Origin of the sequence: Gemmiger qucibialis (genome assembly GCF_027689445.1) — a bacterium.
Taxonomy (GTDB): domain Bacteria; phylum Bacillota; class Clostridia; order Oscillospirales; family Ruminococcaceae; genus Gemmiger; species Gemmiger qucibialis.
The window spans coordinates 32,884-58,713 of sequence record NZ_JAQFEN010000003.1 but is presented as its reverse complement, the minus strand read 5'-3'; the positions used below and the strand labels follow the sequence as shown (position 1 = coordinate 58,713).

The following is a 25,830-nucleotide window of genomic DNA, read 5'->3' as shown; positions in this document are numbered from 1 at the left end:
TGTTTTGGATACAGCAAAACAGGATGTGCAACCTATTTTTGCTGTGCCAGAAAAAACAGGCCTTTCTGTGCGGAAAGGTTTGATAGAGATGAAAATATATAGGGGGTTTGATTATGCAGTTCCAAAGCACACGCGATCCCAACACCATCGTTTCTTCGTCGGAGGCCATTCTCCGCGGTTTGGCACCGGACGGCGGCCTGTTCGTTCCCACCGCGTTCCCCAAGGCAGAGCTGGAAGATTGGAAATCCCTCAGCTACCCGGAGCTTGCCCAGAAAGTTCTGGCTGGCTTTTTGACAGATTATGACCCGGCTTTCCTGGGTGAAGCTGCCGCTGCAACTTATGAAGATGCCTTTGCCGGTAAGGCGGGTTATGTCCAGAAGGTTCACGATGGCCTGTACTCGCTGGAATTGTGGCACGGCCCGACCTGCGCCTTCAAGGACTATGCGCTCCAGCTGATGCCCAAACTGCTGGTTCAGGCCAAAAAAAACCTGGGCCGCACCGAAACGACCCGCATTCTGGTGGCAACCTCCGGCGATACCGGCAAGGCTGCACTGGCTGGTTATGCAGGCCTGCCGGGCATTGAGATCGAAGTGTTCTATCCCGATGCCGGTACCAGCGAAATCCAACGCCTGCAGATGGCCACCCAGGCAGGAGATAACGTATCCGTCTATGCCGTGAACGGCAACTTTGACGATGCCCAGACCGGCGTGAAACGCGTGTTTGGCGATGCTTCGGTTGCTGAAGAACTGGAAAAGCGCAATATCTGCCTGTCCAGCGCAAACTCCATCAACTGGGGTCGCCTGGTGCCGCAGATCGTGTACTACTTCTATGCCTACTTCCGCCTGGTGGAGCAGGGCAATGTTGCCTGGGGAAAGCCGGTGGACTTCTGCGTGCCGACCGGAAACTTTGGCGATATCCTGGCCGGTTATTATGCCAAGCAGATGGGCCTGCCTGTGGGCAAGCTGGTTTGCGCTTCCAACAAGAATAACGTCCTGACCGACTTCATCAAGACCGGTACCTATGATGCCCGCCGCACCTTCTACAAGACGACTTCGCCGTCCATGGATATCCTGATCTCCAGCAACCTGGAGCGTCTTCTGTACCATGTCAGCGGCAGCAGCGCCAAAGTGGCAGGCTGGATGGCTGACCTGGCAAAGACCGGTATGTACACCGTCGATGCCGAGACCCTGGCCCGCATTCAGGCATCTTTTGCCTGCGGCTGTGCTGATGATACAGCTGGCGCTGCAGAGATCAATGCCCGCTTTGAGCAGGACAATTATCTCTGCGATACCCACACCGCCGTTGCGTTCTGCGTAGCTGAGAAGGTGCGCAGCGCGGCGCCTATGGTGGTGCTTTCCACCGCCAGCCCGTACAAGTTCCCGCGCGATGTGCTGGCCGCGCTGGGTGAAACTGCCCCGGAAAGCGACTTTGCCGCCATGGCTGCTCTGAATGTCAAAACCGGCTGCCCGGTTCCGGCTTCCCTCAGCGTGCTGAACACCCTGCCGGTGCGGTTCAATACCGTCATTGAGCCTGCCGCCATCCGGGATGCCGCGCTGAAATAAGCGGCATTAGGGGCGTGCATTACACGCATTAAGTAAGCACTGCCAGGCCCGCAAACGCAGCCCGGCAGCCGCCGGTAAACTGTGGTTATACTTCGCTGAAGGTTTCGCACATTGTTTCTGTGCCGTTGTTGGCGCGGTGGTTCACGTGAATCTCATGCGCTGTGCAGCAGCAGGAGCCGTTGTTGTACACACAGTTTTCTACATCACAGCAAATTCCGTTGATTACGTTTTCTTCCATCATGGTGCTTCTCCTTTCTTGGTAAGGCACAAAAGCGTTTGCTTTTGAGTGCTCTATCAGTATGGGCAGAATACGCCAGAATATACTGCCGGGGGTGCATATGGCAATTTTTGTGGTTGGTGATCTTCACCTTTCTCTCGGCGGGGATAAGCCGATGGATGTTTTTGAAGGCTGGGAAGGCTATCTGCCCAAGTTGGAAGCAAACTGGCGCACGCTGATCTCCCCGCAGGATACAGTCATTCTGGCGGGGGATACCAGCTGGGCCATGAAGCTGGAGGACACCAAAACCGACTTTGCATTTATCCAAAACCTGCCGGGTCAAAAATGGCTGCTGAAAGGCAACCATGATTATTGGTGGACGACCGCCCGCAAGATGGAGCGCTACCTGACAGAAAACGGTTTTGATACCATGCACATCCTGCATAACAATGCCTGCATGGTGGGGGATTATGCCTTGTGCGGTACCCGCGGCTGGCCGTTTGACGATACCAACGCCCAAGATGCCAAGATCATGGCGCGCGAAGCCGGCCGCCTGCGCATGTCGCTGCAGGCAGGGGGGAGCGCACAGAAAATTGCATTTCTGCATTACCCGCCAGTTTATCCCGGCGGGTGCGCACAGCCGTTGGTGGATATCCTGCATGAGTTTGGCGTGCAGCAATGTTATTACGGCCACCTGCACGGAAAGTCCATCCGCGGGGCTATCCAGCGCGAAGTGGATGGTATCCGCTACAAGCTGGTTTCGGCGGACGGTTTACATTTTTGCCCTTATAAAATCTGTGATTAAAGCATTTGTTTGCAGCTTTTTTCAATTTTTTTGCCTGTAAGGGGAATTTTATTTCAAAATGGGCTGGTATTCTTTGCCGGTACATGATATAATACATTGTATTTCTATGTTTGGAGGATTTTCAAATGAATCTGATTTCCTGTGAAAAGCTCGAAAAGAGCATGGTAGAATTGCAGTTCTCTATCGACGCTGAGACCTTCAAGGCCGCTGTGAACAATGCGTTCAAGCGCGAAGGCAAAAAATATGCCATTCCCGGCTTCCGCAAGGGCAAGGCTCCCCGTCATATGATCGAGAAGATGTACGGTTCTGACATTTTCCATTATGACGCTGTCAATGATCTGTTCCCGGAGGCTTATGAGGCCGCTGTGAAGGAAGCAAAGATCGATGTTGTCGGCCGCCCCGATCCCGAGGTCGTTTCCATGTCTGAGGCTGACGGCGTTGTGCTGAAGGTCAAGGTTGCTGTCAAGCCCGAAGTTGAACTGGGCGAGTATGCCGGTTTAACTGTGACCAAAGAAGCCAAGAATGTCAACGAGGCAGATGTTGACGCCGAAGTGAAGCGCATGCAGGATCGCAACGGCCGTCTGCTGACCCGTGAGGGCGCTGCTGAGAACGGTGATACCGTTGATATCGACTTTGAGGGCTTTGTTGATGGCAAGGCTTTTGAGGGCGGCAAGGCAGAGCATTACTCTCTGGTTCTGGGCTCCGGCTCCTTCATCCCCGGTTTCGAGGATCAGGTTGTTGGCCACTCCGCTGGCGAAGAGTTCGACGTCAATGTCAAGTTCCCCGAGGAATACGGCGCTGCCGAGCTGGCTGGCAAGGATGCAACCTTCAAGATCAAGCTGCATGAAGTCAAGTACAAGGAGCTGCCTGCTCTGGATGACGACTTTGCAAAGGACGTCAGCGAGTACGACACCCTGGATGAGCTGAAGGATTCCATCCGCAACAACATCAAGACCAACCTGGACAAGCAGGCTGAGCAGAAGGTCGAGAACGATCTGATGGATCAGGTTATCACCAACATGAAGGCTGATATTCCTGACGCCATGGTTGACAGCCGCATCGACGAGCTGGTTCAGGACTTCGAGTACCGCATTTCTCAGCAGGGCCTGAAGCTGGCTGACTACCTGAAGTATATGGGCATGAACATCGAGCAGTTCCGTGCACAGTTCAAGGAGCAGGCTGACAAGCAGGTCAAGATGCGCCTGGCAATGGAAGCTATCGTTGCCAAGGAAGGCATCACCGCTTCTGACGAGGAGTTCGAGGAAGAAGTTAAGCGCATTGCTGACGCTTACAAGATGGAAGCCGACAAGGTTAAGAGCATTGTGGACGCCGCTGCTGTTAAGGCTGACCTGGCAATCAATAAGGCAATCGACTTTGTTAAGGAAAAGGCTAACGTTGTGACCGCTGAGCCCAAAGAAGAGGAAAAGCAGGACTAATCCATAGCCCTGGCTTTGCCCGATAGCAAGATTGTATAAAAGCCGATACAGCGTGCTTTGCCGTTGTATCGGCTCTTATCGAATCATGGAGATTTGTTCTCCGCTCTCCGGGCTGTTACAGCCCGGAACCATTACCATTGTTTTAAGGAGGGAACCGAATGAGCCTGGTACCTTATGTTGTTGAGCAGACTGCGCGCGGTGAGCGCAGCTATGATATTTTCTCCCGCCTGTTGAACGACCGTATTATCGTTCTGAGCGAGGATGTCAACCCCAATTCCGCGAGCGTGATCATTGCACAGCTGTTGTATCTGGAAGGGCAGGACCCCGAAAAAGATATCAGCTTCTATATCAACAGCCCTGGCGGTTCCATTACCGACGGTATGGCCATCCACGATACCATGAAGTATATCAAGTGCGATGTTTCCACCATCTGCGTGGGCATGGCTGCTTCCATGGGTGCATTTTTGCTGGCCAGCGGCACCAAGGGTAAGCGTTTTGCCCTGCCGAATTCTGAGATCCTGATCCATCAGCCGCTGATTTCCGGCGGCCAGGGCGGTGGCCTTTCCGGCCAGGCAAGCGACATCCAGATCCATGCCAACCACCTTGTGCAGATCAAGAAAAAGATGAACCGCATGCTCAGCGAGTATACCGGCCAGCCTCTTGAGGTTGTGGAGAAAGATACTGACCGCGATAACTACCTGACCGCAGAGGAAGCCAAGGCCTATGGCCTGATCGATGAGATCATTGTAAAACACTAAAACCGGGGGAATTAGGAAATGGCAAATTCGATTTCCGGCAAGGACGGAAAACGTGAAATGATTTGCAGCTTTTGCGGCCGTTCCCAAAGCCAGGTGGATCAGCTTATCATCGGCCCCGGCGTAAACATCTGCAAAGATTGCATTGATATGTGCTACAGTGCCCTGTATAAGGATGGCAACGCACCCGAACCGCCGCGCGCAACGCCGGAACGCCGTGCTGCGGCTTCTCGCGGGCATTCCGGCGTTGACCCATTGGCGGATGTCAACATTATGACGCCTGCTGAGATCAAAGCTGGCCTTGACCAGTATGTCATTGGTCAGGACGATGCCAAGCGCGTGCTGGCAGTTTCTGTCTACAATCACTATAAGCGCATTCTTTCCGGGCAGGAAAGCCATGTAGAGCTGCAAAAGTCCAACGTACTGATGCTTGGCCCGTCCGGTACCGGCAAAACCCTGCTGGCCCAGACGCTTGCCAAAATGCTGAACGTTCCGTTTGCGATTGCGGACGCCACCACCCTGACCGAAGCCGGTTACGTTGGCGAGGACGTTGAGAACATTCTGCTCAAGCTGATTCAGGCTGCGGACTTTGATATTCCCAAAGCCGAAGTTGGTATTATCTATGTGGACGAGATTGATAAGATCACCCGCAAGAGCGAGAACCCATCCATCACCCGCGATGTTGGCGGAGAGGGCGTGCAGCAGGCATTGCTGAAAATTCTGGAAGGCACTGTCAGCAATGTGCCGCCCAACGGCGGCCGCAAACATCCGCAGCAGGAATTCATCCAGATCAACACCAAGAACATCCTGTTCATCTGCGGCGGTGCCTTTGACGGCCTGGAAAAGCTGATCCAGACCCGTACCGACAAGAGCACCCTCGGCTTTGGTAGCCAGCTGCGCACCAACCTGGACAGCGAGGAAACCCGTCAAAAGCTGCTGCGCAAAGTGGAACCGGACGATCTGGTCAAGTTTGGCCTGATTCCGGAGCTGATCGGTCGTCTGCCGGTTGTGACGGTGCTGGACCCGCTGGACGAGGAATCTTTGATCCGTGTTCTGACCGAGCCGAAAAACAGCATTGTGCGCCAGTACAAAGAGTTGCTGGCTATGGACAGCGCTGAACTGTCCTTTACGGATGCTGCCCTGCGTGCTATCGCCCAAAAGACCATTGCACGCAAGAGCGGTGCCCGCGGCCTGCGGAGCGTGGTGGAGGATATCCTGATCCCCATCATGTACGAAATTCCGTCTGACCCCACTATTACCCGTGTTACCATTGATGCGGACACAGTGAATGGCGGCCAGCCGCACCTGGAATATGGTGCCGTGCGCAAGCGCTATAAAAATAAGGCAATCATGCAGTAAATAGCCCAATCAAAGCAGCAGCCCCTGCCGCTGTAGAATGTAATTGTTCTACGGCGGCAGGGGTTTTATTGTTTTGTATGTTGATCAATGTGTAAGCTGATGCCGGTCATTCCGGGGTTGCGGCTCTGCAGCCTTCCTTTATAGCGAGCGGTGTCAAGGTCGCATAAATAGGGTGTTTTCAAAAAACATGCTGCGTTTCCTCATTTGGCGCACCCTCCGTCCGCTGGCAGCCGCTATCAATGGCATCCGGCAGGGGAGCACTCTCCTATACCATTTCAATCCGCACAATGTTACCACGCGCAAGAGTTTTAAGGAACTAACAGAAGCAGCTTTGTTATAAGAAATAAAGCCGGAATTGTCAAAACCTACACGGTACACCTGTTATTGCTTTATCTTATTCAGGCACTTTAAGGCGCTAAACAACACCTTTAGGCTAAAGGGCTGAACCGTACTATTCCACGCTGCTTTCCCAATAAAAATTCCCCCGATGCAAAAGGGTTATCTTCTGCATCGGGGGAATGCGATTTATGGTTTGATTTTACTCAATCACAAGCAGCAGGCTCATTTTGAACTTGCCTTGCGGGGTAACGCTGTGCAGGCCGTTTTTGTCAAAGCGGAAACTTTCGCCTGCGTTCAGCTCGTAATCCTGACCCTCATAGTCAATGATTGCTTTGCCTTCCAGTGCGGTCAGGATGGCGTTGCCGGGGGCGCGGTGTGGGGGCAGGCTGGTGCCCGCATCGAATGCCATCAGCACAAACTTCATGTTGTCTGCGTGGATAAGGTCAACATTGGCAATGCTGCCCTCTTCGTAAGAAATCAGGTCTTTCAGGGCTGTGGGCTGGCCAGCTTTGATGATGTTGTTCATGATAGTATTCTCCTTTTTCAAAATAATTTCAGTATAGATCATACCGATATCCGTGCTGGTTCCACACAGTGTTTTGGGCGGAACAGCCAGAAGATCATCCCCCGCAAAGGGAACTGCCCGGCCATCTTCGCCTAAGATAAAGCGGCCGTTGCCCATAGCACCCACATACAGGGTCGTACAGTCATAGCTTTCCGGCGTAATGGTAGTACCCGCCCCAAGGGAAAACCAGGTGACCGGCACCTCTTTGCCAAGGTTTGCCGGGCGGGAGACTGTCATACAATCACGGATGGGGCGCATTTGCGCAATGGTAAAAGGTTGGTGTTCCATGCGGTATACCTCACAGTGAGATTCGTAGGCTAAAGCATCGGCATTTCTATTGGCCGCCTGTTCAAAATGGATTCCTGCAGGTTCCCGCAAAATCACATTTCCCCGGCACAAGCTGGATGCCCTGCAAAATGCAGGCGGGCTGCGGCGTTTTTACTTCAGCGTTGTGGGGCGGTCCAGATAAATCACTTTGTTGTCAGAAATAAAAGTCTGGAAGTTATACAGGATCAAGATTTGGTCATAGCCCTCTTTTTCAATCGTGGAATCTAACCCATAGGCCAGCCCGCGGAAATCCACCACGCCAATTTTTGCATAATTCGCCGTCAGGTAGGGGATAAAGCTGTTGGCATAGCTGTCCTTTACCACCAGGATGCTGCCCGTCCCGTTGCCCTCAATCACCGAATAACCGTTGTTGCCATCCAAAAAAGCTCCATACTTGTCACGAGTATCCAGCTTGGCAAGGTTCATCAGGCCCTCGGTTTTCACCGGTTCATAATCTGCTTCGCCGTTTACTTTATAAACCGTCATCTGGTTGGGCAGATCATAATAGCTGAAACTGTCCGCCTGTGCATTCCAGCGCCGCGTAGCAGAATAATGCGTGCCGTAAAAATCGGGGACGGTAATTTTGGTATAGACATTGCAGTCAAACGGCGTCAGATTTTTCAGCGTGCAGAACTGCTGGTAAGCGCGGTAAGCACCATCCGGTGTCCAGTGGTGGTCGGTCTTAAAGTACAGATGCTGATCCTTATTGGCGCGGTAATCGTCGCGCATATCGATCACATCCGCCCCGCTGGCCTGCACTTGGGCAAAAATGTCATCCAGCATGGCATCTTCGTCCACCATGGGGGCATTAGCCGGCAGCATTTCCGGGTAGATATCGCTGGCCGAAGGTGCCAGCAAAAAAGTGACCCGGCCGGGGTAGCGCTGGGCAAAGTTTGTGACGGCACTGATATTTTTCCCCAGCTGCTTCTCAGTATCCGTACTGACGGTAAACAGCTTGGTGAACATCCAGCCATCTTTGCCGTTTAGGATGCCGCTTTCCTCCGTTTTGCCAAACGCGAGGGCATTGACGGCGCTTTCCAGGTTGATCCACCCATCGCGCAGGGCAACCTGGTCCTGCAGATAGGTGGAAAAATCATCCTGCCATTTGCCGTTCAGCAAAGTTTTTACGCTGAACACTGGCATTTGCGCCAGTTTGCGGTTTTCCAGCTCCGAGTTCTCGCGCTTGGGCCAGAACAGGTTGACCAGTGCAAACCCGCACAGCAAGGCGGCAAAAACAATCAGGGAAGCTGGCGGCAGATGACGGTCGGATCTGCGGTGAACATATTTTTCCATAAAGCCATCCCTCCCCTTAAAAGTTTGCATACAGTGCGGTGGAACCCGTTGCTGCTACCACATACGCCGTGCACAGAACAAAGCAGACGCCGCAAAGCGCTGCCCGTAGCGGGGCTTTGCCTTTGCACCACTGCCAGAACCGCCCCGGCAGTTGGGTGGAGCAAACGCAGCACACAACCAGCAGCACCGCATAATTGCGCAGGAAATACAGCGCCGAAACGCCGCCCTGCGGGATGAACAACCGGCTGAGCAGCAGCCCCAGCGGTGCACCGGGGGCGTTGCAGGTGAACAGCCCCCAGCCCAGTACCACCAGGAACAATGTGTAAATGTGCGGCCAGACCTTGCCTTTTTTCAGGTACTTCATCAAAAAGTTCTTTTCGATGACAAGCAGCACGAAATAGTAAAGGCCCCAGCAGATAAAGTTCCAGTTCGCACCATGCCAGATGCCGGTCAGCGCCCAGACGGCCAGCATGTTCAGCATCTGGCGCCCGGCACTGCAGCGGTTGCCGCCCAGCGGGATATAAATGTAATCCCGGAACCAGCCGGAAAGGCTGATGTGCCACCGCCGCCAGAATTCGGTAATACTGCCTGAAATGTACGGCAGGTTAAAGTTCGCCGGGCATTCAAAGCCCATCATCAGGCTCAGGCCGTTGCTCATCTCCGAGTAACCCGCAAAGTCAAAGTACAGCTGCAAAGAGTACGCAATAATGCCCAGCCATGCCAGCGGCAGGGAAGCGTTCGCCAGCCCAATGCCGCCCGTTCCGATGATATCCTGCCAGAGCGCCGCAATGGAATCCGCCAAAATCACCTTTTTGGCAAGGCCGAACACAAACATTTCAGCACCATCCTGCGCTTTTTGCAGGGTGCAGCGTCCCTGTGTTTGGTGTAGGACATCCGCCATATCCCGGTATTTCACGATCGGGCCAACGATCAGCTGCGGGTACATCAGAACATATACCGCAAAGACCACCGGGCTGCGTTCCGCTTTTACCTTGCCGGTATACACATCCGCAGTATAACTGATGAGCTTAAACGTATAATAGCTGATGCCCAGTGGTAAAACATCCAAAAAACTCAGCTTGGCAAACCCGGTGGAAGCGATAACGTTGAGCGTGTCCAGCAAAAAGTTCGTGTATTTGCAGTAGACCAGCGCCGCTGCCGTCAGCACAATGGCAGCAATCAGCACGATTTTTCGCTTGCCCCCGGCGGGCAGGCTGGCAAGCAGAAGCCCCGCCGCATAGTTGATGGCAACCATGCCCACGGCCAGCGGCAGCCATGTAATACCGCCCCAGCAGAAAAACAGCAGGCTTTCCACCAGCAGCACCGCATTTTTGACCCTGCCCGGCACAAGGTAATACAGCCCCAGCGCCAGCGGCATAAAATAGAATAAAAAGACAACGCTGTTAAAATTCACAGCGGTTCCTCCTCTCTTGGTTCAGGGAGTATGGGGAACAGCCCACCAAAAAACAAGGCCGCAGCCTGTTGAGGCGCGGCCTGTTTGGTATCGGGTTGTGCTATCAGGCAAGTGCCCCGTCAATGGCGGTGTCGATTGCGGAATAATCCGGGCCATTCACACCAGCAATGACCATGACCACAACATTGCCTTTTACCACAATGCGTGCATCCTGTGCCTTGGCAACTTTATCAGCAAAGTCAGCATACAGCGTGCTGCTCATTGATTCCTTATAGGCTTCCAGTTCAGCTTTCACGGCGTCAGCGGTGCCATCTTTGACTTGGGCGGCGAATACCAGAGCACAGTCTGCCTGGTCGTTGGTCACATCGCCCTGGAAAGCAACAATGTTATCCGGGGTCAGGTTCATCTCGTTCTCCATGGAGAAGTCATCGATGGCACGGGCATTGGGCACTTCGTTCACAGCCTCAATGGCGGTCACGATGGCGCCCAAATCCACGCTGGCAGTGGCTTCCTCGGTGGAGGAAGCATCGGTGCTGGCTGCCTCAGAAGCCGTGCTGCTGGCAGCTTCCGAAGAAGCACTGGCAGAGGAAGAAGCGCCGCTGCCGCAGCCAGCCAGCAGGGTGGCAAACAAAACGGCTGCCGCCAAGGCAGAAATCAATTTTTTCATAATATAGTTCTCCTTTGTTGGTTCGGGGTTCAAATTTATCTCTTTGGCCCTCTGGGAATTTAGATCACCTACTATAGTACACCAGAATAATGTACTTATATAGGATACACGATTTACACCTGTTTTTCAAGTCCCGCAGGGTAAATCTCACACACTTTCACATCCACAATTTTGCGCAAAAATACCGGCGCTTGACAAACTCCGCCCGCCACCTTACACTTTGAAATACAGAATCCATATAACTTATAAAGTAATGGAGGAATCCCCCTTGCAGAACTACAAAGCCAGACAAACCGCCCTGCTTGGCATGCTGTTTGCCCTTTCCATGGCGCTCTCTTTTTTGGAATCCATGCTTACCCCGTTTTTTGGCCTGATGCCCGCCATGAAGCTGGGGCTTTCCAATATTGTTGTCATGTACGCCGTTTTGTTTTTGAACCGCCGTTCGGCGCTTTATCTTGTGCTGCTCAAGGCGTTGTTTGCGTTGCTTACCCGCGGCGTTACAGCCGGGTTTCTTTCGCTGTGCGGGGGCGCGCTTTCCCTGGCTGTGTTCTGTCTGCTTCTGGCATTGCCATTCACCATCACAGGCTACATTTTTTCGGTCAGCGGGGCACTGGCGCACAACTGCGGCCAGCTGCTGGGGGCTGCAGCGCTGCTTTCAGACAAAATGGCAATCACTTATGCGCCGATGCTGCTGATAGCGGGTCTTATCGTTGGTTCCTGCACCTATATGGTATCGCGCCTGATTTTTCCCGCTGTCAAGAGAATTATTCCGCCGAAGAGCAAAGCGAAAAGCAAAATTACATTTTAAGATAGCGTCTTAAAAATTTTTAAAAAAGTGTTGACATTTCACATTTCTGCGGCTATAATATAACCATAGCACAGGGAACGAGTTCAAAAATTTGAACGTCTTGTGCGGCTCATAAAACTAAAAACCAAGAACAAACCATTATTTTGATTCGGAGGTATTTCTTATGAAAAAGTATGTTTGCACTGTCTGCGGCTACATTGCTGAGGGCTCCATCCCCGATTTCTGCCCCGTCTGCAAGGCTCCCGCTTCCAAGTTCATCGAAAAGACCGATAATTCCTATGTGACCGAGCATGTTGTCGGTATCGCCAAGGACGCTCCGGAAGATATCATCCAGGGCCTGCGCGAGAACTTTAACGGCGAGTGCAGCGAAGTTGGCATGTACCTGGCCATGAGCCGCGTTGCCGACCGTGAAGGCTACCCGGAAATCGCCGAAGCTTGGAAGCGTTACGCTTTTGAGGAAGCTGAGCATGCTTCCAAGTTCGCAGAACTGCTGGGCGAAGTCCTGACCGACAGCACCAAAAAGAACCTGCAGATGCGTGTGGATGCCGAGTCTGGTGCCTGCGCAGGCAAGATGGAGCTGGCCAAGAAGGCAAAGGCTCTGAATCTGGATGCCATCCATGACACCGTGCATGAAATGGCAAAGGACGAAGCCCGCCATGGCCGCGGCATGCAGGGTCTGCTGGACCGTTACTTCAAATAATTGAATTCCTAAACCGCAAGGGGGGTCGGGTAACACCGGCCCCTTTTTGCTGTCATTTTTCTGTGGCAATACCGCATAATTCTAAGTGCCGATACGGCGAGCGAGGTGCGGCAGATGCCAAGCCAAAAGCGCAGATAATACTGGATTTCTTATCGAGCATTTTGGCAACGCAGATGCCGTGCCGCAGCTGCCGGAGCGGTGCTTAAGCCGCAAGGCGGGAATTGTGCGGTGTTGCCCTGTATTTATTCTCCGCGGCAGGCAAAAAAGTTGTCCTGATTATCACAGGCAGCATAAAACGTTTCGCTCAACTGGCCGATGCCCGTGCGGGAAAGCTGGGTGTTCAACCAGGTGCGGTCCTTTCCGCTGGTGTGCAAGTTTTCTTCAATCAGCTTGCCATCCAACACCAGGTCATACCACTTGCTGGCCGGATCTGTCTGGATGGCAAGGTCCTGCGGAGTGACCGGGCGGTTGAAACTTTTGGGTAAAAAGCTGATCTGGCCGCTGGTTTCCAGCATGGCACACTGCACTTCATTCAAATCAAAATATCCGGCTACTCTGGCTTGTGCTAAAAATTCATTCAGGTCTATTTTGGCGCGGTCCAGCTCCGCTTTATAAATCGTTCCGTTCTCCATCAGTGGAATGGCCTGTCCGCTCAACCAAAGGCGGACGTTCCGGTTTTTGCAGGTGCCGTAATGCACCGCAAAAGCTGCGATACCATACACGATCATGGCGGTAAGCGGGCGGTACCATTGTTCCAGGTTGGTGGCCATCTCTGCCGCAATGGAACCAATGGTAATGCTGTTGACATAATCAAACAAGTTCATCTGGGCAATCTGCCGTTTGCCGCCCAGCCGCGTTAAAATAAACAGTACCGCCAGCGAAACCACACTGGCAACAAACACATTGATAATTTCCTGCACTGCCTGCATCTTTCCCATCCGCTCCCTTATCATTTGCCATGCAACCCGCATGGTAACCTTATTGTGGCCCCACCAGCGGTGCATTATACGCACAATGTACCAACGGGGCTTGCACAGGAAGGGGAAAATGTTATAATAAAATTGTTCCTGTATACTTCGACTTCCGGCGGCTTTGGGCCCGCTGCGCCGGAGCCGGGCAGGGATTGGCAGCAACTGCCAGCTTGATAAAGAATTGATATCAGGATGTGAAATCATGCAGATTTACCTTTTGCGGCATGGGCAGACAGAATATAACGCCCAACACCGGTACCAGGGTCAACAGGATATCCCGCTTTCCGCCGCGGGCCGCGCCCAGCTGCGCCCGGCAGGGTTTATGCCGGATGTTGCCTATGTCAGCCCGCTCATCCGCGCACGGCAGACGGCGGAAATCTTTTTCCCCGGCTGCCCGCAGATCATTGTACAGGACTTGCGGGAAATGTGCTTTGGCAGTTTTGAGGGGCGGCATTATATCCACATTGAGCACGACCCCGACTACCTTGCCTGGCTGGAAGCCAACAAGACTGCTGCCCGCCCGGATGGGGAGCGCATTCAGGATTTTTGTAACCGCAGCTGTGCCGCCTTTGCCAAACTGGTGGAAGAAAGCCTTGCACAGCACAAACAGCAGCTGGTGATTGTAGCGCACGGCGGCATCCAGATGGCGGTTATGTCCCGTTACGGTCTGCCGCGGCGGGATTATCACGACTGGTGCGGTCCCAACGCGGGCGGCTACCGCCTGGATGCCGCCAACTGGCAAACAGACCACACCTTGCAGCTGTTGGAAACCGTGCAGTATACCAAAGCCACACAAAGCGAGGCAGCCTTATGAGCAATGGTTTGATTCATTTATACCACGGTGACGGCAAGGGCAAAACCACAGCTGCCATGGGCCTGGCTGTGCGGGCGCTGGGCTGCGGGCGGCGCGTGGTGATCGTGCAATTTTTGAAAGGCGGTGCAACCGGGGAACTGGAACCGCTGCAAACCCTTGGCGCTACCTTCTACCGCGGCAAAGCCGGGCAGAAGTTTGTATTCCAGATGAATGAGGAGGAAAAGGCCGCCACCCGTGCCCTGCAAACTGAAAACCTGCGCCGGGCGCTTGCCGAACCGGCGGACCTTTTGATTCTGGACGAAGCCTGCGCCGCCTGGAATCTGAACTTGGTGGACCGAGAGTTGCTGCAAAACGCCGTACTGCACAAGCCTGCCGAGCAGGAACTGGCAATGACCGGCCGCGACCCGGCCCCCTGGATGCTGGATGCCGCAGATTACATTACTGAAATGTGCTGCCGCCGCCACCCATACGAAAAAGGCATTCCGGCAAGAAAAGGCGTTGAATTTTAAGTTTGCCGCAGCGCAGTTCCATACAGGGAAGCGCACCAGGCAATAAGAAATTAAAAGTATTTAGGACAACCAGAAAAAGAGAAAAACAGCCTGCCCAAACAGCAGGCGGGGAGGGGTATCATCATGGCTACACATAGCCGCCAAATGTCCGATGCATTCCGTACAACAGTATTTCTAACCCTGTCCGGCGGATTTCAGGACGCTTACACCTACATGGGCCGCGGCAAGGTTTTTGCCAACGCTCAAACCGGCAATATCGTGCTGATGGCCACCAATTTTTGCGAGGGTGATTTTGCCAAAGCGCTGCGGTATCTTTTGCCGCTGCTGGCCTTTGCCGCCGGTGTCTATTTTGCCGAGGGCATCCGCAACCGCTACCACCTGATGGAGAGATTCCACTGGCGCCAGCTGATTTTGCTGATTGAGATTGCACTGTTGTTTGTTGTTGGCTTTATCCCCAACAATCTGGACTGGCTGGCCAATATGCTGGTCAGCTTTGTCTGCGCCATGCAGGTACAATCTTTCCGCAAGGTGCACGGCAATGCATATGCCAGCACCATGTGCATTGGCAACATGCGCAGCGGCATGCAGTACCTGTACACCGGCCTGCACACAAAAGACCGCGCTGTATTGCGCCGCGCCATGCAGTATTTTGCTGTAATTGCACTGTTTGCTGTGGGGGCCGCTGCCGGCAGTCTGCTGACCATCCACTTTGGCAACCGTGTGATCTGGTTCTGCTGTGCTTCGTTGCTGGTCAGCCTTAGCTTCATGTTTATCCGTGAAGACATTGAAGAGAACCCTGAACTGCAGCGGGAAGCTGCCGCTTTGCACCAGGATGTAAAAGCCATGGAGCACACCATCGGCAAAACCTTGCAGGAGCAGCAGGAAGAACTGCACCCCTTAAATCACAAGTGATATGGACAATATATAAAATTTGAACAAAACTTTCGCAATCTCGCTTGTCGTTTTCCGGCACAAATGCTACAATACAGTCAAATGTTAAATATGTGCGCGAAAGCGAGGGATTTCCGTGAAAATCATCACCGTTACACTTGCTCCTAACCAGGCTGTTCTGACCTGCTATCTGCAGGACCAAAGCCCCAAAATGCCAAATGCCGCCATCCGCCCGGCTATGCTGGTCGTGCCCGGCGGCGGCTACCAGTATTGCTCTGACCGTGAGGGCGAACCGGTTGCCCTGGCTTATATGGCACAGGGGTTCAATGCGTTTGTTCTGCGCTATACGGCAGATGCAACTACCCCGATTGACAAAGCATTACAGGATGGTGCCGCCGCAATGGATTACCTGCGCGCCAACGCCGCGGAGCTGGAAATTGACCCGCAGCAGATCGCCGCCGTTGGCTTTTCTGCCGGTGGGCATTTGGTTGCTTCGCTGGGCACACTGCTGCCCAAGGCACAGCGCCCCAACGCCCTTGTGTTGGGCTATGCCGCAACGCTGGGCGCAATGTGGACCGTCGCTGGCCGCCAGGAGCCCGACCTGCACGCGCTGGTTGATGATGACACCCCGCCCACATTCCTGTTTGCTACCCAGGGGGACGCGCTGGTTCCTGTTAAGAACAGCCTTGTTTTTGCAGATGCTTTGGCTGACCACAGCATCCCGTTTGCGCTGCACATCTTCCCGACCGGGGCACACGGCATTTCCCTTGCCACTGCCTGTACCTCCGGGCCGGAAGCTTCCCGTGTCAACCCGGCAACCGCCCAATGGCTGCCGATGAGCGTTGACTTTTTGCAAAAGCTGTGGGGCTGCCTGGGCGTTACCGCACCGGATACCGAGCTTGCGGCCCAGCTTGCCGCCGGGCCGCTCAGCCTGAATATGCCGGTGCGCAGGTTGATGAAGAACCCGCAGGCCAGCGCTCTGCTGCAGGCTGTGCTGGGGGATATGTGGCAGGCCATTGTGTCTAACCCACTTTCCCAGGGAATCAGCCTGCGCGAAATTTCCGGCTTCCTGCAGGCGGCATTGCCGGAAAGCGCATTGAATCAACTGGATGCCCAGCTAGCCAAAATCCCGGTTGAATAATCCAAAGGAGCTTATCATGCTGCTTATTGAATATCCCAAATGCTCTACCTGCCAAAAGGCCAAATGCTGGCTGGATGAAAACGGCGTTGCTTACACCGACCGCCATATTCTGGAGCAGCCCCCCACCTATGAAGAGCTGAAAGAATGGCACGCTCGCAGCGGGCTGCCCCTGCGCCGCTTTTTTAATACAAGCGGCCTGAAATATAAATCGCTTGCCCTGAAAGACAAACTGCCCACCATGACCGAGGATGAGCAGTTGCACCTGCTTGCCACAGATGGCATGCTTGTCAAGCGGCCTTTGGTGGTCGGGGATGATTTTGTCCTTGTCGGATTCAAGCCTGACGAGTGGGCCAGCACCCTGAAATAATCCACCTTCTAAATAGCAAAGCAAAAACAGCACCGCAGTTTGTTGCACACACAGTCAAGTAAGACGATGTGCACGGCAAAGATTGCGGTGCTGTTTTGTTTTTATTCTTCCCAAAACCGCCAGAGTTCCCGTTCCAGCTCTTCTGTATCATAAATCATTTTCAGGTGGCTCCAATGCGGGGGCATCAGGCGGCGGTAGTCCGGCATGGCAAAGCGGCTATCGATCAGCAGCACCACGCCTTTGTCCCGCGGGGTGCGGATCACACGCCCGGCGGCTTGCAGCACCTTGTTCATGCCGGGGTAACGGTAGGCGTAGTCAAAGCCGGAACCGCGTGTCTGCTCAAAATAGTCCCGCAGCTGCTCCTGCCGGGGTCCAACCTGCGGCAGCCCTGGGCCCACGATGCCTACACCAATCAGCCGGTCGCCGGTCAGGTCAACGCCCTCCCCAAATACGCCGCCCATCACGGCAAAGCCAAGCAGGGTTTGGCTGGGGCCCGGCACAAACTGGGCCAAAAAGGCCGCTTTCTGCTGTTCATCCATCGCGTTTTCCTGCTTGATGCAGTTGATTTCCGGGCAGTGTTCCTTGAACTGTGCATAAGCCTGCTCCATATACGCATAACTGGGGAAAAACGCCAGATAATTCCCGCAGTGCGCCCGCACCATCGTCGCCAGGCTTTCCTCCACAATGGCAAGGCTTGCATCCCTGTCCTTATACCGGGTGCTGACATTGCCGATGCAGAACAGTCCCTGATTGCCCGCGGGGAAGGGGCTGCGCAGGGCAACGGCCCGTGCTTCCGGCACGCCGCACAGGTCCTTATAATAACTGGCCGGGGCCAGCGTTGCACTGAACAGCACCGCGGCGCGCCCCAGGGCAAAACTATCCGCCAAAAAGGCGCTGGGGTCAAGGCAGAGCTGCGCTGCACGCACCTCGCTGCCGGATGCCGTGATTTGCAGCACAAAATGATCGTCAAAGGTATCCGCTACGCGCAGCCAGGCCCGCACATCAAAATACAACTGCAGCAGTGCCGTGTGGGTTTCATCCGGTTCTCGGTGGTCGTCCAGCCATGCTTCCAACGGTTCACACAGGCGGTTCAGCAGGTGATCAAACTCCTCGCTGCGCTCTTTTAGAAAGAATGTTTTGCCAAACCGTCCATCTCTGGCGGCAGTTTCTTCCTCGGCACGGTGGCGCCATTCAATAAATACATCATTTACTTTGGTCAGAGCGTTTTTCAGGCTGCTTTTGCCTTTGCCCAACAGCTTCTTCGCTTCATAAAAGCTGGTTTTGGTCAGGGCAGCACTGTGCATTTCCCGCGCACGCCCCGGCAGGTTGTGCGCTTCGTCCACCAGGAAGATATAATCCCCGGCAGATTCAAAAAATCGCGCCAGATGTACAACCGGATCAAACAGATAATTGTAATCCCCAATAATCACATCGCTCCACAGGCTGCTGTCCAGCCCCAGCTCAAAGGGGCATACCGTGTGGCGTTCTGCATATTCCTGCAAGGTTTCCGCCGTCAGGCAGGGGACATCCAGCACATCCCAGAGAGCGCCTTTGATGCGGGCATAATACCCGTTGGCATAGGGGCAGGCTTCCGGGGTACACTCCCGCGTCTCACACAGGCAGATCTTGTCTTTCGCTGTCAGCGTTACACTGCGCAGGTGCAGTTCCGGCTCGGTATCGCGCAGGATAGCCAGTGCGTTTTCCGCTGCCGTACGGGTTGTGCCGCGGGCCGTTAAATAAAAAATCGGTCCCACACTCTCATTGCCCATAGATTTCAGGGCAGGGAACAGCACGCTCATGGATTTACCAATCCCGGTTGGTGCCTGGCACAAAAGCCGGCCGCCGTCCCGGCACACTTTGTATACCTCGCCCGCCATCGCGCGCTGCCCGGGGCGATACGCAGGGAAAGGGAACTGCATGGCCTGCAAATCCGAGTTCCGGGCCTTTTTCCACTCAACCGCCCGCCGCGCCCAGGGGGCATATTCCGCCAGCAGGGCTTCCACCTCCTCCTGCAGCTGCTGCGCGGTGTAATGCCGCTCAAACCGCAGAATCAGCTCTTCATCTACCTGGAAATAGGTCAGCTGAACCCGCATCTCTTCCAACTCATGCTGTGCCGCATAAATTGCTGCATACACAATAGCCTGTGCCCAGTGCTCCGGTGCAAAATCCGGGGTAATATCTGCCGCCGGGCATGCGGTGGTCTTGATCTCATCCACCACGGTAACACCGTCCGCTGCGGTAAAAATGCCATCGGCGCGGCCTTCCAGCGTAAATTCAATTTCTTCATACGCAAAAATACCGCGAAGAAATACCTCCGCGGCGTAATCGGCATGTTCTTTTACAGCGGCGCGCTGCAATTTGCGGTGGATGCGTGCGCCCTCATTGGCGCGGTCAAAGCCGGTAAAGCGGTTGTCAATGCTGCCAGCCCGGCGCAAGAATTCCACCAGCTGGCGCACCGGCAGCGTGATTTGTATTGGGGATACAGGTTCCTGCAAGGGCTCGTCCTCCTGTCAGGGGCAGTCAGCTGCGGTTATAGGTATGGTCACACACCTGCTCAATTTTCTCGCGCAGGGCTACAAAATCTTCAAACGCGGATATTTTGCTTTTTGGGTTGCGCAGCAGCGCTGCCGGGTGCAGAGTTGCCATAAACAATGTGCCCTGCTTATCAAAAAACTTACCGTGGTCCCGCGTGACGGAAAAGTCTTTTCCAATCATCTGCTGGGCGGCAATGCGGCCCAAGCACACCACAATTTTTGGGCGCAGCAGCCGGAACTGCATGCGCAGCCACGGGAGGCAGGCGGCGGATTCTTCCGGGGCAGGGTCGCGGTTTTCTGGCGGGCGGCACTTAACAATATTGGCAATATAAATATTTTTGCTGCGGTCAAGGTCAATCGCTTCCAGGTAATGGTCCAGCAGCTGGCCGCTGCGGCCCACAAACGGCAGGCCTTGTGCGTCCTCGTTGGCGCCGGGGCCTTCGCCCACAAAAAGAACCTCGGCGTCCGGCACACCCTGCCCAAACACCACATGGGTGCGGGTCTCACACAATCCGCAGCGCTGGCACGCCAGGCATTGCTGTTTCAGCTCATCAAAATTCATGAATATCCCTCGTATTGCCCCCTTGCACAGGGGACTATAATATAATAAAAGACAACCGCTGCCCAAACAGTGGTAAAAAGGAGCTATCATTTATGCATCCAGACGCCTTGGCCGCCCGGCTGGCCTGTATCCTGCTGGGTTATCTGTTCGGCAGTTTTCTTACGGCAGAAGTTGTCGCCCGCGTTGTTTCCGGCAAAAGCGCGCGGCAGCTTGGCACCGGCAACCCCGGCATGGCTAATATCATGGCCCAACTGGGCAAGGGGGCCGGGCTGCTAACCTTGGCAGGTGATACGTTAAAAACGGTTGCTGCCTGCGGTGCGGCGTATTATGCTACGGCACCACTGATCGGGCAGGCGTCGATTTTATATGCCGGGCTTGGCGCAGTGCTGGGCCATAACTATCCCGCATGGGCAGGGTTCCGCGGCGGCAAGGGGGTTGCGGTAACCTGCGTTTGGCTCGTTTTGTATCTTCCGTTTTGGGGCACGCTTTGCTGCATCGCTGGCGGGGCACTGGTCCTGTGGCTCGGCTACCTGCCGTTGGGGGCTGTGGTGATCCCAGCGCTGGCCATCCTGCCCGCGTGGCTTTCCTATGGCCCAGAAAGCGGCATTCTAACTTTGGCCCTGGCCATCATTATGTTCAGCCGCCACTACCACGGCCTGCTGCGGATTCGGCAGGGGACAGAGCCCCGATTTTTCCAACGCCGCAATCCAAAATGAACAACTTTATCATAGCATATTTTCACCAGCCTGAAAAGCTGTAAACACATGAAAAAACGATATGATCTTAGAACCATCCAGTCATGCCGTTGCCGTCCGATTTTGAGGTGAAATCTCACAATCCAAACTATTTATACCGTAATTTCCCATAAAAACAGCAGAACAACAGAAACCCCAACAATCCCAAGGTAATAAGTTTGTGTAACTTGGTGCCTTGCGTTATCGACATATCAGAATTACAATATAATTATTACGGAATTGTAAAATGGAGGCAAACTGAAAATGAAGTATTACTTGGCTTACGGTCCCAACCTCAACCTGGTGCAGATGCGCCAGCGTTGCCCCAATGCCCGTGTGGTCGGGTATACATATTTATTCGGTGTGCGCCTAGTCTTCCGTGGTTCCAAGAACGGCTGCTTTTTGACCACGGATTTTCAGCAGCCCTGGTGCCCGTCTATGGTGGGCTGCGGGGTTTATGAGATTTCTGATAAAGACGAGCAGGCTCTGGATGTCTATGCGGGGGTTCCTTATTTCTACCAGAAGCAGACAATGCAGGTACAGTGTGTCTGGGACGTCACTACGCGACGGGAAGTTCTGCATAATATTGAAGCAATCCTTTACACCCTGCCCGCCAGCCACCCCTTGGGTGTTCCTTCCCGCCGTTATCTGCAGGAGTGCAAGAGCGGGTATGATGACTTTCATTTCAGCTTCCTTCCGCTGCGCCAAGCTCTGATTGACAGCAGCCCGGAGCCGCACACGAAGTAAAGGAAACACTTTTGTGTGAAAGAAAAGGCAAAAGCAAAAGATAGGCAAGCGGGAAGCGACGTTCTACCGTTTTGTTTCTTGCTTTGCGAAACAAATTTGAAAAAATTAAAAAAAATATGAAAATATCTGTTGACAAAAGTGGTACTGCTGGTTATAATAATACTCGTCGCCGGTGAGGCGGCCAAACAAAATAAGCGGATGTGGCGGAACTGGCAGACGCGCTAGATTCAGGTTCTAGTTCCCTTAAAAGAGTGTGGGTTCAAATCCCTTCATCCGCACCAAAGAAAAGCACCTAGAAACGTAAGTTTTTAGGTGCTTTCTTTTTGCTGTACCGCACCCCCGTACAGGTACGCGCCTTTCGCGTCCAGATACTCAATTAGGCATTCTTCTACACTGCCGCCGTGCTTCCAGGCGGCAAAGCCGGTGCCGGGTCTTCCTGCTGTTCGCCCATGGTTGTACTGCCGCTGTCCTCCACATCAAGGGGCAGATCAAGGCTTGTGCAGTGGTTCAGCGGGTCGGCGCTGGCCTTGTGCTGCCTGCCGTCCTCGCCGGTCACGTTGCGTTCATGGCCGTTGGTCAAGGCGCGCTGTATCTGCCGCCGCTGGGTCTGTATCAACCAGTTTGCAAACGTCCCGGCGGCTGGGTCGTATGCCTATATCCGGCGCACCAGCGACCGGCTGTGCAAGGAACACGGTTTATTCGTGGTAACGTCACAACTGTATAGGTGCCGTAAGGTAGAAAGGCCACGAACATGAAGTACGATGAAAGAGCCTGCCATTTTAACATGGACACTGGGTGCGTGAAATTGCTGCTCCGGAATGGGAGAAAAGTCTTCAGTGACTGCACTGTGGTCGAGGATGAACTGGATGTGACCATGGCACACCGGTCAGAGTTGTGCTACCTTATCTGCAATGACCCACTGGGCTATGCAGATTTGATTCTGAATGGTAATCCAGAGGAATACTTGAAAAATGTGGCCGGGAGCCATGGGTTAGAAGATTGATCTTCCCATAGAACTGCCATTAACAAAAAACACCGCCCATCTGCGTAACGGAACTCAGGTGGGCGGTGTTTTGCTCTATTGTCTCAGGGACGGTGTCGGAATTTACAGCTTATGCCAGGCTTTCAATGACTTTGGCACATTTTTCAATTCCAATTACCCCGCTGTCCAGCGCGACATGATAGTTGGCGGCATCGCCCCACTTCATATCGGTATAAAAGCGGTAATAAGCAGCGCGGCGCTTATCCTTCTCCTTCAGACGGGCTTCGGGCGATTTCTCCCGTTCCCCATAGACCCGCACGATGCGGTCAGCCCGGAACTTCATGTCCGCGTGGACAAAGACCTTCAGGCAGTCGGTGCGGTCCTGCAGGATAAAATCGGCGCAGCGTCCTACGATGACGCAGGGCTCTTTTTCTGCCAGCTCCCGGACGATCCGGTATTGCAGCTTCCAGAGCAGGTCCTCGTTAGTGGGACCGAAGCTGCGGTCAGTGAAGGCAGAGGCGAGGAAGCCGCTGGGAGTGTACTCTCCGGCCTCCTTGACGTAGTTTTCGTCAAAGCCGCTTTCGGCAGCCAGTTTCTGGATCAGTTCGGCGTCGTAGCACCGGATGCCCAGATGCTCTGCCACCAGTTTGCCGATGGTTCTGCCGCCGCTGCCAAACTCGCGGCTGATGGTGATGATGCGTTTTTCCATTAGACTTCTCCTTTCGTGCTCAATTCACGGTAGGTCTTGCAGATCAGATAGCCTGCAATCAGGAAGGTGAGGATATCCGACATGGGCATGGAGTACAGCACGCCGTCCAGCCCGAAGAACCGGGGCAGCAGCAGGGCAAAGCCCACGCCGAACACCACCTCACGCACCATGGACAGGGCGGTGGATTCCGCCGCCTTGCCCATGGCCTGCAAAAAGATGAAGCACGCCTTGTTGACACAGGCCAGAATGATCATGCACAGGTAGATGCGGAAGGACTTCACGGCAAAATCGGTGTAGAAAACGCTCTCGTTGGCGGCACCGAACAGGGCAATCAGCTGCCGGGGAAGCAGCTCCACCAGCACCAGTGCAACGGCACCCACGGTGGCTTCTGCCAGCAGCAGTTTCGTGAACAGCTCCTTCACACGGGTGGGCTTTTTGGCGCCCATGTTGAAGCCCACCACGGGGATGCAGCCAGCCGCCATGCCCACCACGATGGAGATGACGATCTGGAAGAACTTCATCACGATGCCCACCACCGCCATAGGGATCTGGGCGTACTGCTCCTGCCCGAACACGGCATCCAGTGCGCCGTATTTGCGGATCATGTTGTTGATGGCTGCCATAGCCGCCACAAGACTGATCTGAGACAGAAAGCTGGTCATGCCAAGGGTCAGGGTACGGCCGCAGATGGAGCCCTTCAGCCGGTAGTCACCCTTTTCAGGGCGAATGATCTTCATGTGCAGCAGATACCACACTGCCAGCGCTGCCGTGACCAGCTGACCGATGACGGTAGCCACCGCTGCGCCCATCATGCCCCAGCGGAAGCCGAAAATGAAGATGGGGTCCAGAATGATGTTCAGCGCCGCACCCGCAAGGGTGGACACCATGGCAAACCGAGGATTGCCGTCGGCACGGATGATGGGATTCATGGCCTGCCCAAACATATAAAACGGCACACCCAGCGTGATATAAAAGAAATACTCCTGGGAGTGGTGGTAGGTCTCGACGTTCACCGTTCCGCCGAACATGGCAAGAATGGTGTCCGCAAAAATCAGATAGAGCGCGGCCAGCACAATGCTGCTGACCAGACACATCACCACCGCATTGCCGACGCTCCGCTTTGCCTTGGGAACCTCGTTCTGCCCAAGGCTGATGCTGACGAAGGCGCAGCAGCCGTCACCGATCATCACGGCAATGGCCAGCGCTACCACCGTCAGGGGGAACACGACGGTGTTGGCGGCGTTGCCGTAGGAGCCCAGATAGCTGGCGTTTGCAATAAAGATCTGATCCACGATGTTATACAGTGCGCCGATCAGCAGTGAAATAATGCACGGGATTGCATACTTTTGCATCAGCTTGCCGATGCGTTCCGTGCCGAGAAATTGATTGGAACTTTCCATGGGATTCACCTTACCTTTCCATTTTGAGGACAAAAAAACAACGGGCAACCCTCATGCAACCGGTTTTACGCATGAGTGCTACTCGTTGTACGAAATTATTATAGCCTGCCTGTCTGGAATTTGCAAAGGCAGTTTTGCACAAGAATTGTACTGGGCATTCTGCGCAGATTGCACGAGGAAAACTTCGTGGAAGATGCCCTTGGAAGCCAGTCACCCAGCCGTGGCACAATAAGGTGGAGCGCAAAAGTACGCTGGAAAGACTGTTTTGTACAGGCTGTTCCATCTGGATGAAAGAGGAGCAATATGGCACAGTATCAAGCAGGAATGCTCGTGGTTTATGGGAAACTTGGGGTTCATGAAATCGAAACCGTTGGTCTGCAGAGCTTTTGCGGAAAACCGGCGAAAATCACGATACCCTTCGCCCTTATTTTACGGATTCCCACGACCACAGCTATATCCCCACGGTAAAAGAAGGTGCTCTGCGCCCGGTGCCCCGGCACAGCAGGCGGAAGCCGATTTGGCACGCATCAAAGAGGTGCGATCATGTCGAAAAAGCAACGGAATTTCAAAGAGAAGCAATGAGTCCGGATGGCTGTTCTCTGGGCGGTGCATGTCTGACACGCCTTCTTGCCTTGGGGAAAATCCCGGTCGAGCCACTTAATGCCCGATTGGATAAAGATAGCCGTTCTAATTGGTCAAAATATCGGATTTGTTCGATTGCGCTTTTATTATACACATTTTAAGCTTTGCTGTTGGCAGAGCTTTTTTGCTTCCATCATAGGGGGAACCTGCAATTTTGAAAAACATTGTCTGTTTTTTGCTTATTTGACTACAAAATTTATATAAAAACATGCAAAATTTATGTTGAAATTGTTGTAGAAAGAGTTTATACTAGAACCATCGCGGATACAAAGCGAAAGAATGGGAACAGTAAATCATATGAAGGATCTTTATGATGCCGCACGGCACCTTGTCTGGCTGACACAGTTTGGTTTATCGGTTGTGCTTCCGCCGGTGCTGTTTCTTTTGGGGGCTGTCTGGCTACGCAAACAATTCGGTCTTGGCGGCTGGGTCATCTTGGTTGGGTTCGTGCTCGGCATGGTGGCTGCCATCGGCAGCCTGCGCAGTTCATTAAAGGCAATTGAGCGGCAGGGCAGGGCCCCGAAAAAAAAGCAGGAGCCGCCGCCTATCTCGTTCAATCAACACTAATTGTTATGGAAGG

27 protein-coding genes and 1 tRNA gene are annotated in these 25,830 nt (G+C 53.9%); 17 read left to right on the top strand and 11 right to left on the bottom strand.

The annotated features are described in order from the left end of the window. The first annotated feature begins 113 nt into the window (after nucleotides 1-113). Complete coding sequence (gene thrC, locus PG062_RS06805; RefSeq protein WP_270751699.1) at nucleotides 114-1,562, top strand: threonine synthase; 1,449 nt, start codon at nucleotides 114-116, stop codon at nucleotides 1,560-1,562. A gap of 85 nt (nucleotides 1,563-1,647) precedes the next feature. On the opposite strand, the gene PG062_RS06800 is transcribed toward thrC, so the two are convergent. Then, nucleotides 1,648-1,803: a DUF1540 domain-containing protein gene (locus tag PG062_RS06800; protein ID WP_114000645.1), complete on the bottom strand. Its 156-nt coding sequence runs from the start codon at nucleotides 1,801-1,803 to the stop codon at nucleotides 1,648-1,650. 97 nt (nucleotides 1,804-1,900) lie between these two features. Here PG062_RS06800 and PG062_RS06795 point away from each other — a divergent pair, with 97 nt between their 5' ends. The 4 genes from PG062_RS06795 (at nucleotide 1,901) to clpX (ending at nucleotide 6,134) form a co-directional block, all read left to right on the top strand. Then, the gene (locus tag PG062_RS06795; RefSeq protein ID WP_270751698.1) at nucleotides 1,901-2,584 is read left to right on the top strand and encodes a metallophosphoesterase; all 684 of its coding nucleotides are present in this window, start codon (nucleotides 1,901-1,903) and stop codon (nucleotides 2,582-2,584) included. Nucleotides 2,585-2,709: 125 nt separating this feature from the next. Next, nucleotides 2,710-4,020 (top strand): trigger factor, encoded by a 1,311-nt coding sequence (gene tig / locus PG062_RS06790; protein WP_270751697.1) that lies wholly within the window; start codon nucleotides 2,710-2,712, stop codon nucleotides 4,018-4,020. Nucleotides 4,021-4,178: 158 nt separating this feature from the next. Further along, nucleotides 4,179-4,778, top strand: coding sequence for an ATP-dependent Clp protease proteolytic subunit (locus PG062_RS06785; RefSeq protein ID WP_114000642.1), 600 nt, complete (start codon nucleotides 4,179-4,181; stop codon nucleotides 4,776-4,778). 18 nt (nucleotides 4,779-4,796) lie between these two features. Further along, nucleotides 4,797-6,134, top strand: coding sequence for an ATP-dependent Clp protease ATP-binding subunit ClpX (gene clpX / locus PG062_RS06780; RefSeq protein WP_270751696.1), 1,338 nt, complete (start codon nucleotides 4,797-4,799; stop codon nucleotides 6,132-6,134). A gap of 538 nt (nucleotides 6,135-6,672) precedes the next feature. Here the strand turns inward: clpX and PG062_RS06775 are convergent. From PG062_RS06775 to PG062_RS06760, 4 genes are all read right to left on the bottom strand, one after another. Then, nucleotides 6,673-7,326, bottom strand: coding sequence for a cupin domain-containing protein (locus tag PG062_RS06775; protein ID WP_270751695.1), 654 nt, complete (start codon nucleotides 7,324-7,326; stop codon nucleotides 6,673-6,675). 150 nt (nucleotides 7,327-7,476) lie between these two features. After that, nucleotides 7,477-8,658: a DHHW family protein gene (locus tag PG062_RS06770; RefSeq protein WP_270751694.1), complete on the bottom strand. Its 1,182-nt coding sequence runs from the start codon at nucleotides 8,656-8,658 to the stop codon at nucleotides 7,477-7,479. 16 nt (nucleotides 8,659-8,674) lie between these two features. Further along, entirely contained in the window at nucleotides 8,675-10,072 is a 1,398-nt protein-coding gene (locus PG062_RS06765; RefSeq protein ID WP_270751693.1) for an MBOAT family O-acyltransferase, read from the bottom strand. Nucleotides 10,073-10,175: 103 nt separating this feature from the next. Then, the gene (locus PG062_RS06760; protein ID WP_113999464.1) at nucleotides 10,176-10,739 is read right to left on the bottom strand and encodes a DUF4358 domain-containing protein; all 564 of its coding nucleotides are present in this window, start codon (nucleotides 10,737-10,739) and stop codon (nucleotides 10,176-10,178) included. A 268-nt stretch (nucleotides 10,740-11,007) separates the two neighbouring features. Between PG062_RS06760 and PG062_RS06755 the strand changes: the two genes are divergently transcribed. After that, the gene (locus PG062_RS06755) at nucleotides 11,008-11,547 is read left to right on the top strand and encodes a Gx transporter family protein (protein ID WP_270751692.1); all 540 of its coding nucleotides are present in this window, start codon (nucleotides 11,008-11,010) and stop codon (nucleotides 11,545-11,547) included. Nucleotides 11,548-11,710: 163 nt separating this feature from the next. Then, nucleotides 11,711-12,247, top strand: a complete 537-nt coding sequence (locus PG062_RS06750) for an NADH peroxidase (RefSeq protein WP_113999465.1) — start codon at nucleotides 11,711-11,713, stop codon at nucleotides 12,245-12,247. Between the two features lie 242 nt (nucleotides 12,248-12,489). On the opposite strand, the gene PG062_RS06745 is transcribed toward PG062_RS06750, so the two are convergent. Beyond that, nucleotides 12,490-13,185 (bottom strand): DUF421 domain-containing protein, encoded by a 696-nt coding sequence (locus PG062_RS06745; RefSeq protein WP_270751691.1) that lies wholly within the window; start codon nucleotides 13,183-13,185, stop codon nucleotides 12,490-12,492. Nucleotides 13,186-13,420: 235 nt separating this feature from the next. Between PG062_RS06745 and PG062_RS06740 the strand changes: the two genes are divergently transcribed. The 5 genes from PG062_RS06740 to PG062_RS06720 all read left to right on the top strand — a co-directional run bounded on the left by PG062_RS06740 (nucleotide 13,421) and on the right by PG062_RS06720 (nucleotide 16,940). Further along, nucleotides 13,421-14,032 carry a histidine phosphatase family protein gene (locus PG062_RS06740; RefSeq protein ID WP_113999467.1) on the top strand — a complete coding sequence of 204 codons (612 nt, stop codon included), beginning with the start codon at nucleotides 13,421-13,423 and terminating at the stop codon, nucleotides 14,030-14,032. Next, nucleotides 14,029-14,541: a cob(I)yrinic acid a,c-diamide adenosyltransferase gene (locus tag PG062_RS06735; RefSeq protein WP_270751689.1), complete on the top strand. Its 513-nt coding sequence runs from the start codon at nucleotides 14,029-14,031 to the stop codon at nucleotides 14,539-14,541. Before PG062_RS06740 ends, PG062_RS06735 begins: the two co-directional genes overlap by 4 nt. Before the next feature lie 123 nt (nucleotides 14,542-14,664). Beyond that, nucleotides 14,665-15,453: a YoaK family protein gene (locus PG062_RS06730; protein WP_270751688.1), complete on the top strand. Its 789-nt coding sequence runs from the start codon at nucleotides 14,665-14,667 to the stop codon at nucleotides 15,451-15,453. A gap of 115 nt (nucleotides 15,454-15,568) precedes the next feature. After that, nucleotides 15,569-16,573, top strand: a complete 1,005-nt coding sequence (locus PG062_RS06725; protein WP_113999470.1) for an alpha/beta hydrolase — start codon at nucleotides 15,569-15,571, stop codon at nucleotides 16,571-16,573. Between the two features lie 16 nt (nucleotides 16,574-16,589). After that, nucleotides 16,590-16,940 (top strand): arsenate reductase family protein, encoded by a 351-nt coding sequence (locus PG062_RS06720; RefSeq protein WP_270751687.1) that lies wholly within the window; start codon nucleotides 16,590-16,592, stop codon nucleotides 16,938-16,940. Between the two features lie 101 nt (nucleotides 16,941-17,041). Here the strand turns inward: PG062_RS06720 and PG062_RS06715 are convergent, their stop codons facing one another. Beyond that, nucleotides 17,042-19,435 carry an ATP-dependent DNA helicase gene (locus PG062_RS06715; RefSeq protein ID WP_270751686.1) on the bottom strand — a complete coding sequence of 798 codons (2,394 nt, stop codon included), beginning with the start codon at nucleotides 19,433-19,435 and terminating at the stop codon, nucleotides 17,042-17,044. Between the two features lie 25 nt (nucleotides 19,436-19,460). Further along, a complete protein-coding gene (locus PG062_RS06710) occupies nucleotides 19,461-20,036 on the bottom strand; it encodes a uracil-DNA glycosylase (RefSeq protein WP_113999473.1) in 576 nt (191 codons plus the stop codon). Between the two features lie 92 nt (nucleotides 20,037-20,128). Between PG062_RS06710 and PG062_RS06705 the strand changes: the two genes are divergently transcribed. The 3 genes from PG062_RS06705 to PG062_RS06695 all read left to right on the top strand — a co-directional run bounded on the left by PG062_RS06705 (nucleotide 20,129) and on the right by PG062_RS06695 (nucleotide 21,798). Then, on the top strand, nucleotides 20,129-20,752 hold the full coding sequence (locus PG062_RS06705) for a glycerol-3-phosphate acyltransferase (protein WP_270751685.1): 624 nt from the start codon (nucleotides 20,129-20,131) through the stop codon (nucleotides 20,750-20,752). Nucleotides 20,753-21,034: 282 nt separating this feature from the next. Continuing rightward, nucleotides 21,035-21,517 (top strand): gamma-glutamylcyclotransferase family protein, encoded by a 483-nt coding sequence (locus PG062_RS06700; protein WP_113999474.1) that lies wholly within the window; start codon nucleotides 21,035-21,037, stop codon nucleotides 21,515-21,517. Between the two features lie 194 nt (nucleotides 21,518-21,711). Beyond that, a tRNA-Leu gene (locus PG062_RS06695) sits at nucleotides 21,712-21,798 on the top strand. A 107-nt stretch (nucleotides 21,799-21,905) separates the two neighbouring features. Here the strand turns inward: PG062_RS06695 and PG062_RS06690 are convergent. Further along, the gene (locus PG062_RS06690; protein ID WP_270751684.1) at nucleotides 21,906-22,133 is read right to left on the bottom strand and encodes a hypothetical protein; all 228 of its coding nucleotides are present in this window, start codon (nucleotides 22,131-22,133) and stop codon (nucleotides 21,906-21,908) included. 135 nt (nucleotides 22,134-22,268) lie between these two features. On the opposite strand from PG062_RS06690, the gene PG062_RS06685 reads away from it, so the two are divergent. Then, on the top strand, nucleotides 22,269-22,520 hold the full coding sequence (locus PG062_RS06685) for a DUF6061 family protein (protein WP_270751683.1): 252 nt from the start codon (nucleotides 22,269-22,271) through the stop codon (nucleotides 22,518-22,520). A gap of 109 nt (nucleotides 22,521-22,629) precedes the next feature. On the opposite strand, the gene PG062_RS06680 is transcribed toward PG062_RS06685, so the two are convergent. Together PG062_RS06680 and PG062_RS06675 are read right to left on the bottom strand one after the other, a co-directional pair. After that, nucleotides 22,630-23,208, bottom strand: coding sequence for a cytidylate kinase-like family protein (locus tag PG062_RS06680; protein WP_270751682.1), 579 nt, complete (start codon nucleotides 23,206-23,208; stop codon nucleotides 22,630-22,632). Next, nucleotides 23,208-24,608 carry an MATE family efflux transporter gene (locus PG062_RS06675; RefSeq protein ID WP_270751681.1) on the bottom strand — a complete coding sequence of 467 codons (1,401 nt, stop codon included), beginning with the start codon at nucleotides 24,606-24,608 and terminating at the stop codon, nucleotides 23,208-23,210. The genes PG062_RS06680 and PG062_RS06675 overlap by 1 nt, the downstream gene beginning before the upstream one ends. 939 nt (nucleotides 24,609-25,547) lie before the next feature. Here PG062_RS06675 and PG062_RS06670 point away from each other — a divergent pair. Next, nucleotides 25,548-25,817: an AtpZ/AtpI family protein gene (locus PG062_RS06670; RefSeq protein ID WP_270751680.1), complete on the top strand. Its 270-nt coding sequence runs from the start codon at nucleotides 25,548-25,550 to the stop codon at nucleotides 25,815-25,817. Nucleotides 25,818-25,830 lie beyond the last annotated feature (13 nt).

Bases quoted from the DNA above. Each gene is read 5' to 3' on its own strand.
- thrC (WP_270751699.1), top strand. From the start codon at position 114: ATGCAGTTCCAAAGCACACGCGATCCCAACACCATCGTTTCTTCGTCG.
- PG062_RS06800 (WP_114000645.1), bottom strand. From the start codon at position 1,803: ATGATGGAAGAAAACGTAATCAACGGAATTTGCTGTGATGTAGAAAAC.
- PG062_RS06795 (WP_270751698.1), top strand. From the start codon at position 1,901: ATGGCAATTTTTGTGGTTGGTGATCTTCACCTTTCTCTCGGCGGGGAT.
- tig (WP_270751697.1), top strand. From the start codon at position 2,710: ATGAATCTGATTTCCTGTGAAAAGCTCGAAAAGAGCATGGTAGAATTG.
- PG062_RS06785 (WP_114000642.1), top strand. From the start codon at position 4,179: ATGAGCCTGGTACCTTATGTTGTTGAGCAGACTGCGCGCGGTGAGCGC.
- clpX (WP_270751696.1), top strand. From the start codon at position 4,797: ATGGCAAATTCGATTTCCGGCAAGGACGGAAAACGTGAAATGATTTGC.
- PG062_RS06775 (WP_270751695.1), bottom strand. From the start codon at position 7,326: ATGGAACACCAACCTTTTACCATTGCGCAAATGCGCCCCATCCGTGAT.
- PG062_RS06770 (WP_270751694.1), bottom strand. From the start codon at position 8,658: ATGGAAAAATATGTTCACCGCAGATCCGACCGTCATCTGCCGCCAGCT.
- PG062_RS06760 (WP_113999464.1), bottom strand. From the start codon at position 10,739: ATGAAAAAATTGATTTCTGCCTTGGCGGCAGCCGTTTTGTTTGCCACC.
- PG062_RS06750 (WP_113999465.1), top strand. From the start codon at position 11,711: ATGAAAAAGTATGTTTGCACTGTCTGCGGCTACATTGCTGAGGGCTCC.
- PG062_RS06745 (WP_270751691.1), bottom strand. From the start codon at position 13,185: ATGGGAAAGATGCAGGCAGTGCAGGAAATTATCAATGTGTTTGTTGCC.
- PG062_RS06740 (WP_113999467.1), top strand. From the start codon at position 13,421: ATGCAGATTTACCTTTTGCGGCATGGGCAGACAGAATATAACGCCCAA.
- PG062_RS06735 (WP_270751689.1), top strand. From the start codon at position 14,029: ATGAGCAATGGTTTGATTCATTTATACCACGGTGACGGCAAGGGCAAA.
- PG062_RS06730 (WP_270751688.1), top strand. From the start codon at position 14,665: ATGGCTACACATAGCCGCCAAATGTCCGATGCATTCCGTACAACAGTA.
- PG062_RS06720 (WP_270751687.1), top strand. From the start codon at position 16,590: ATGCTGCTTATTGAATATCCCAAATGCTCTACCTGCCAAAAGGCCAAA.
- PG062_RS06710 (WP_113999473.1), bottom strand. From the start codon at position 20,036: ATGAATTTTGATGAGCTGAAACAGCAATGCCTGGCGTGCCAGCGCTGC.
- PG062_RS06705 (WP_270751685.1), top strand. From the start codon at position 20,129: ATGCATCCAGACGCCTTGGCCGCCCGGCTGGCCTGTATCCTGCTGGGT.
- PG062_RS06700 (WP_113999474.1), top strand. From the start codon at position 21,035: ATGAAGTATTACTTGGCTTACGGTCCCAACCTCAACCTGGTGCAGATG.
- PG062_RS06685 (WP_270751683.1), top strand. From the start codon at position 22,269: ATGAAGTACGATGAAAGAGCCTGCCATTTTAACATGGACACTGGGTGC.
- PG062_RS06680 (WP_270751682.1), bottom strand. From the start codon at position 23,208: ATGGAAAAACGCATCATCACCATCAGCCGCGAGTTTGGCAGCGGCGGC.
- PG062_RS06675 (WP_270751681.1), bottom strand. From the start codon at position 24,608: ATGGAAAGTTCCAATCAATTTCTCGGCACGGAACGCATCGGCAAGCTG.
- PG062_RS06670 (WP_270751680.1), top strand. From the start codon at position 25,548: ATGAAGGATCTTTATGATGCCGCACGGCACCTTGTCTGGCTGACACAG.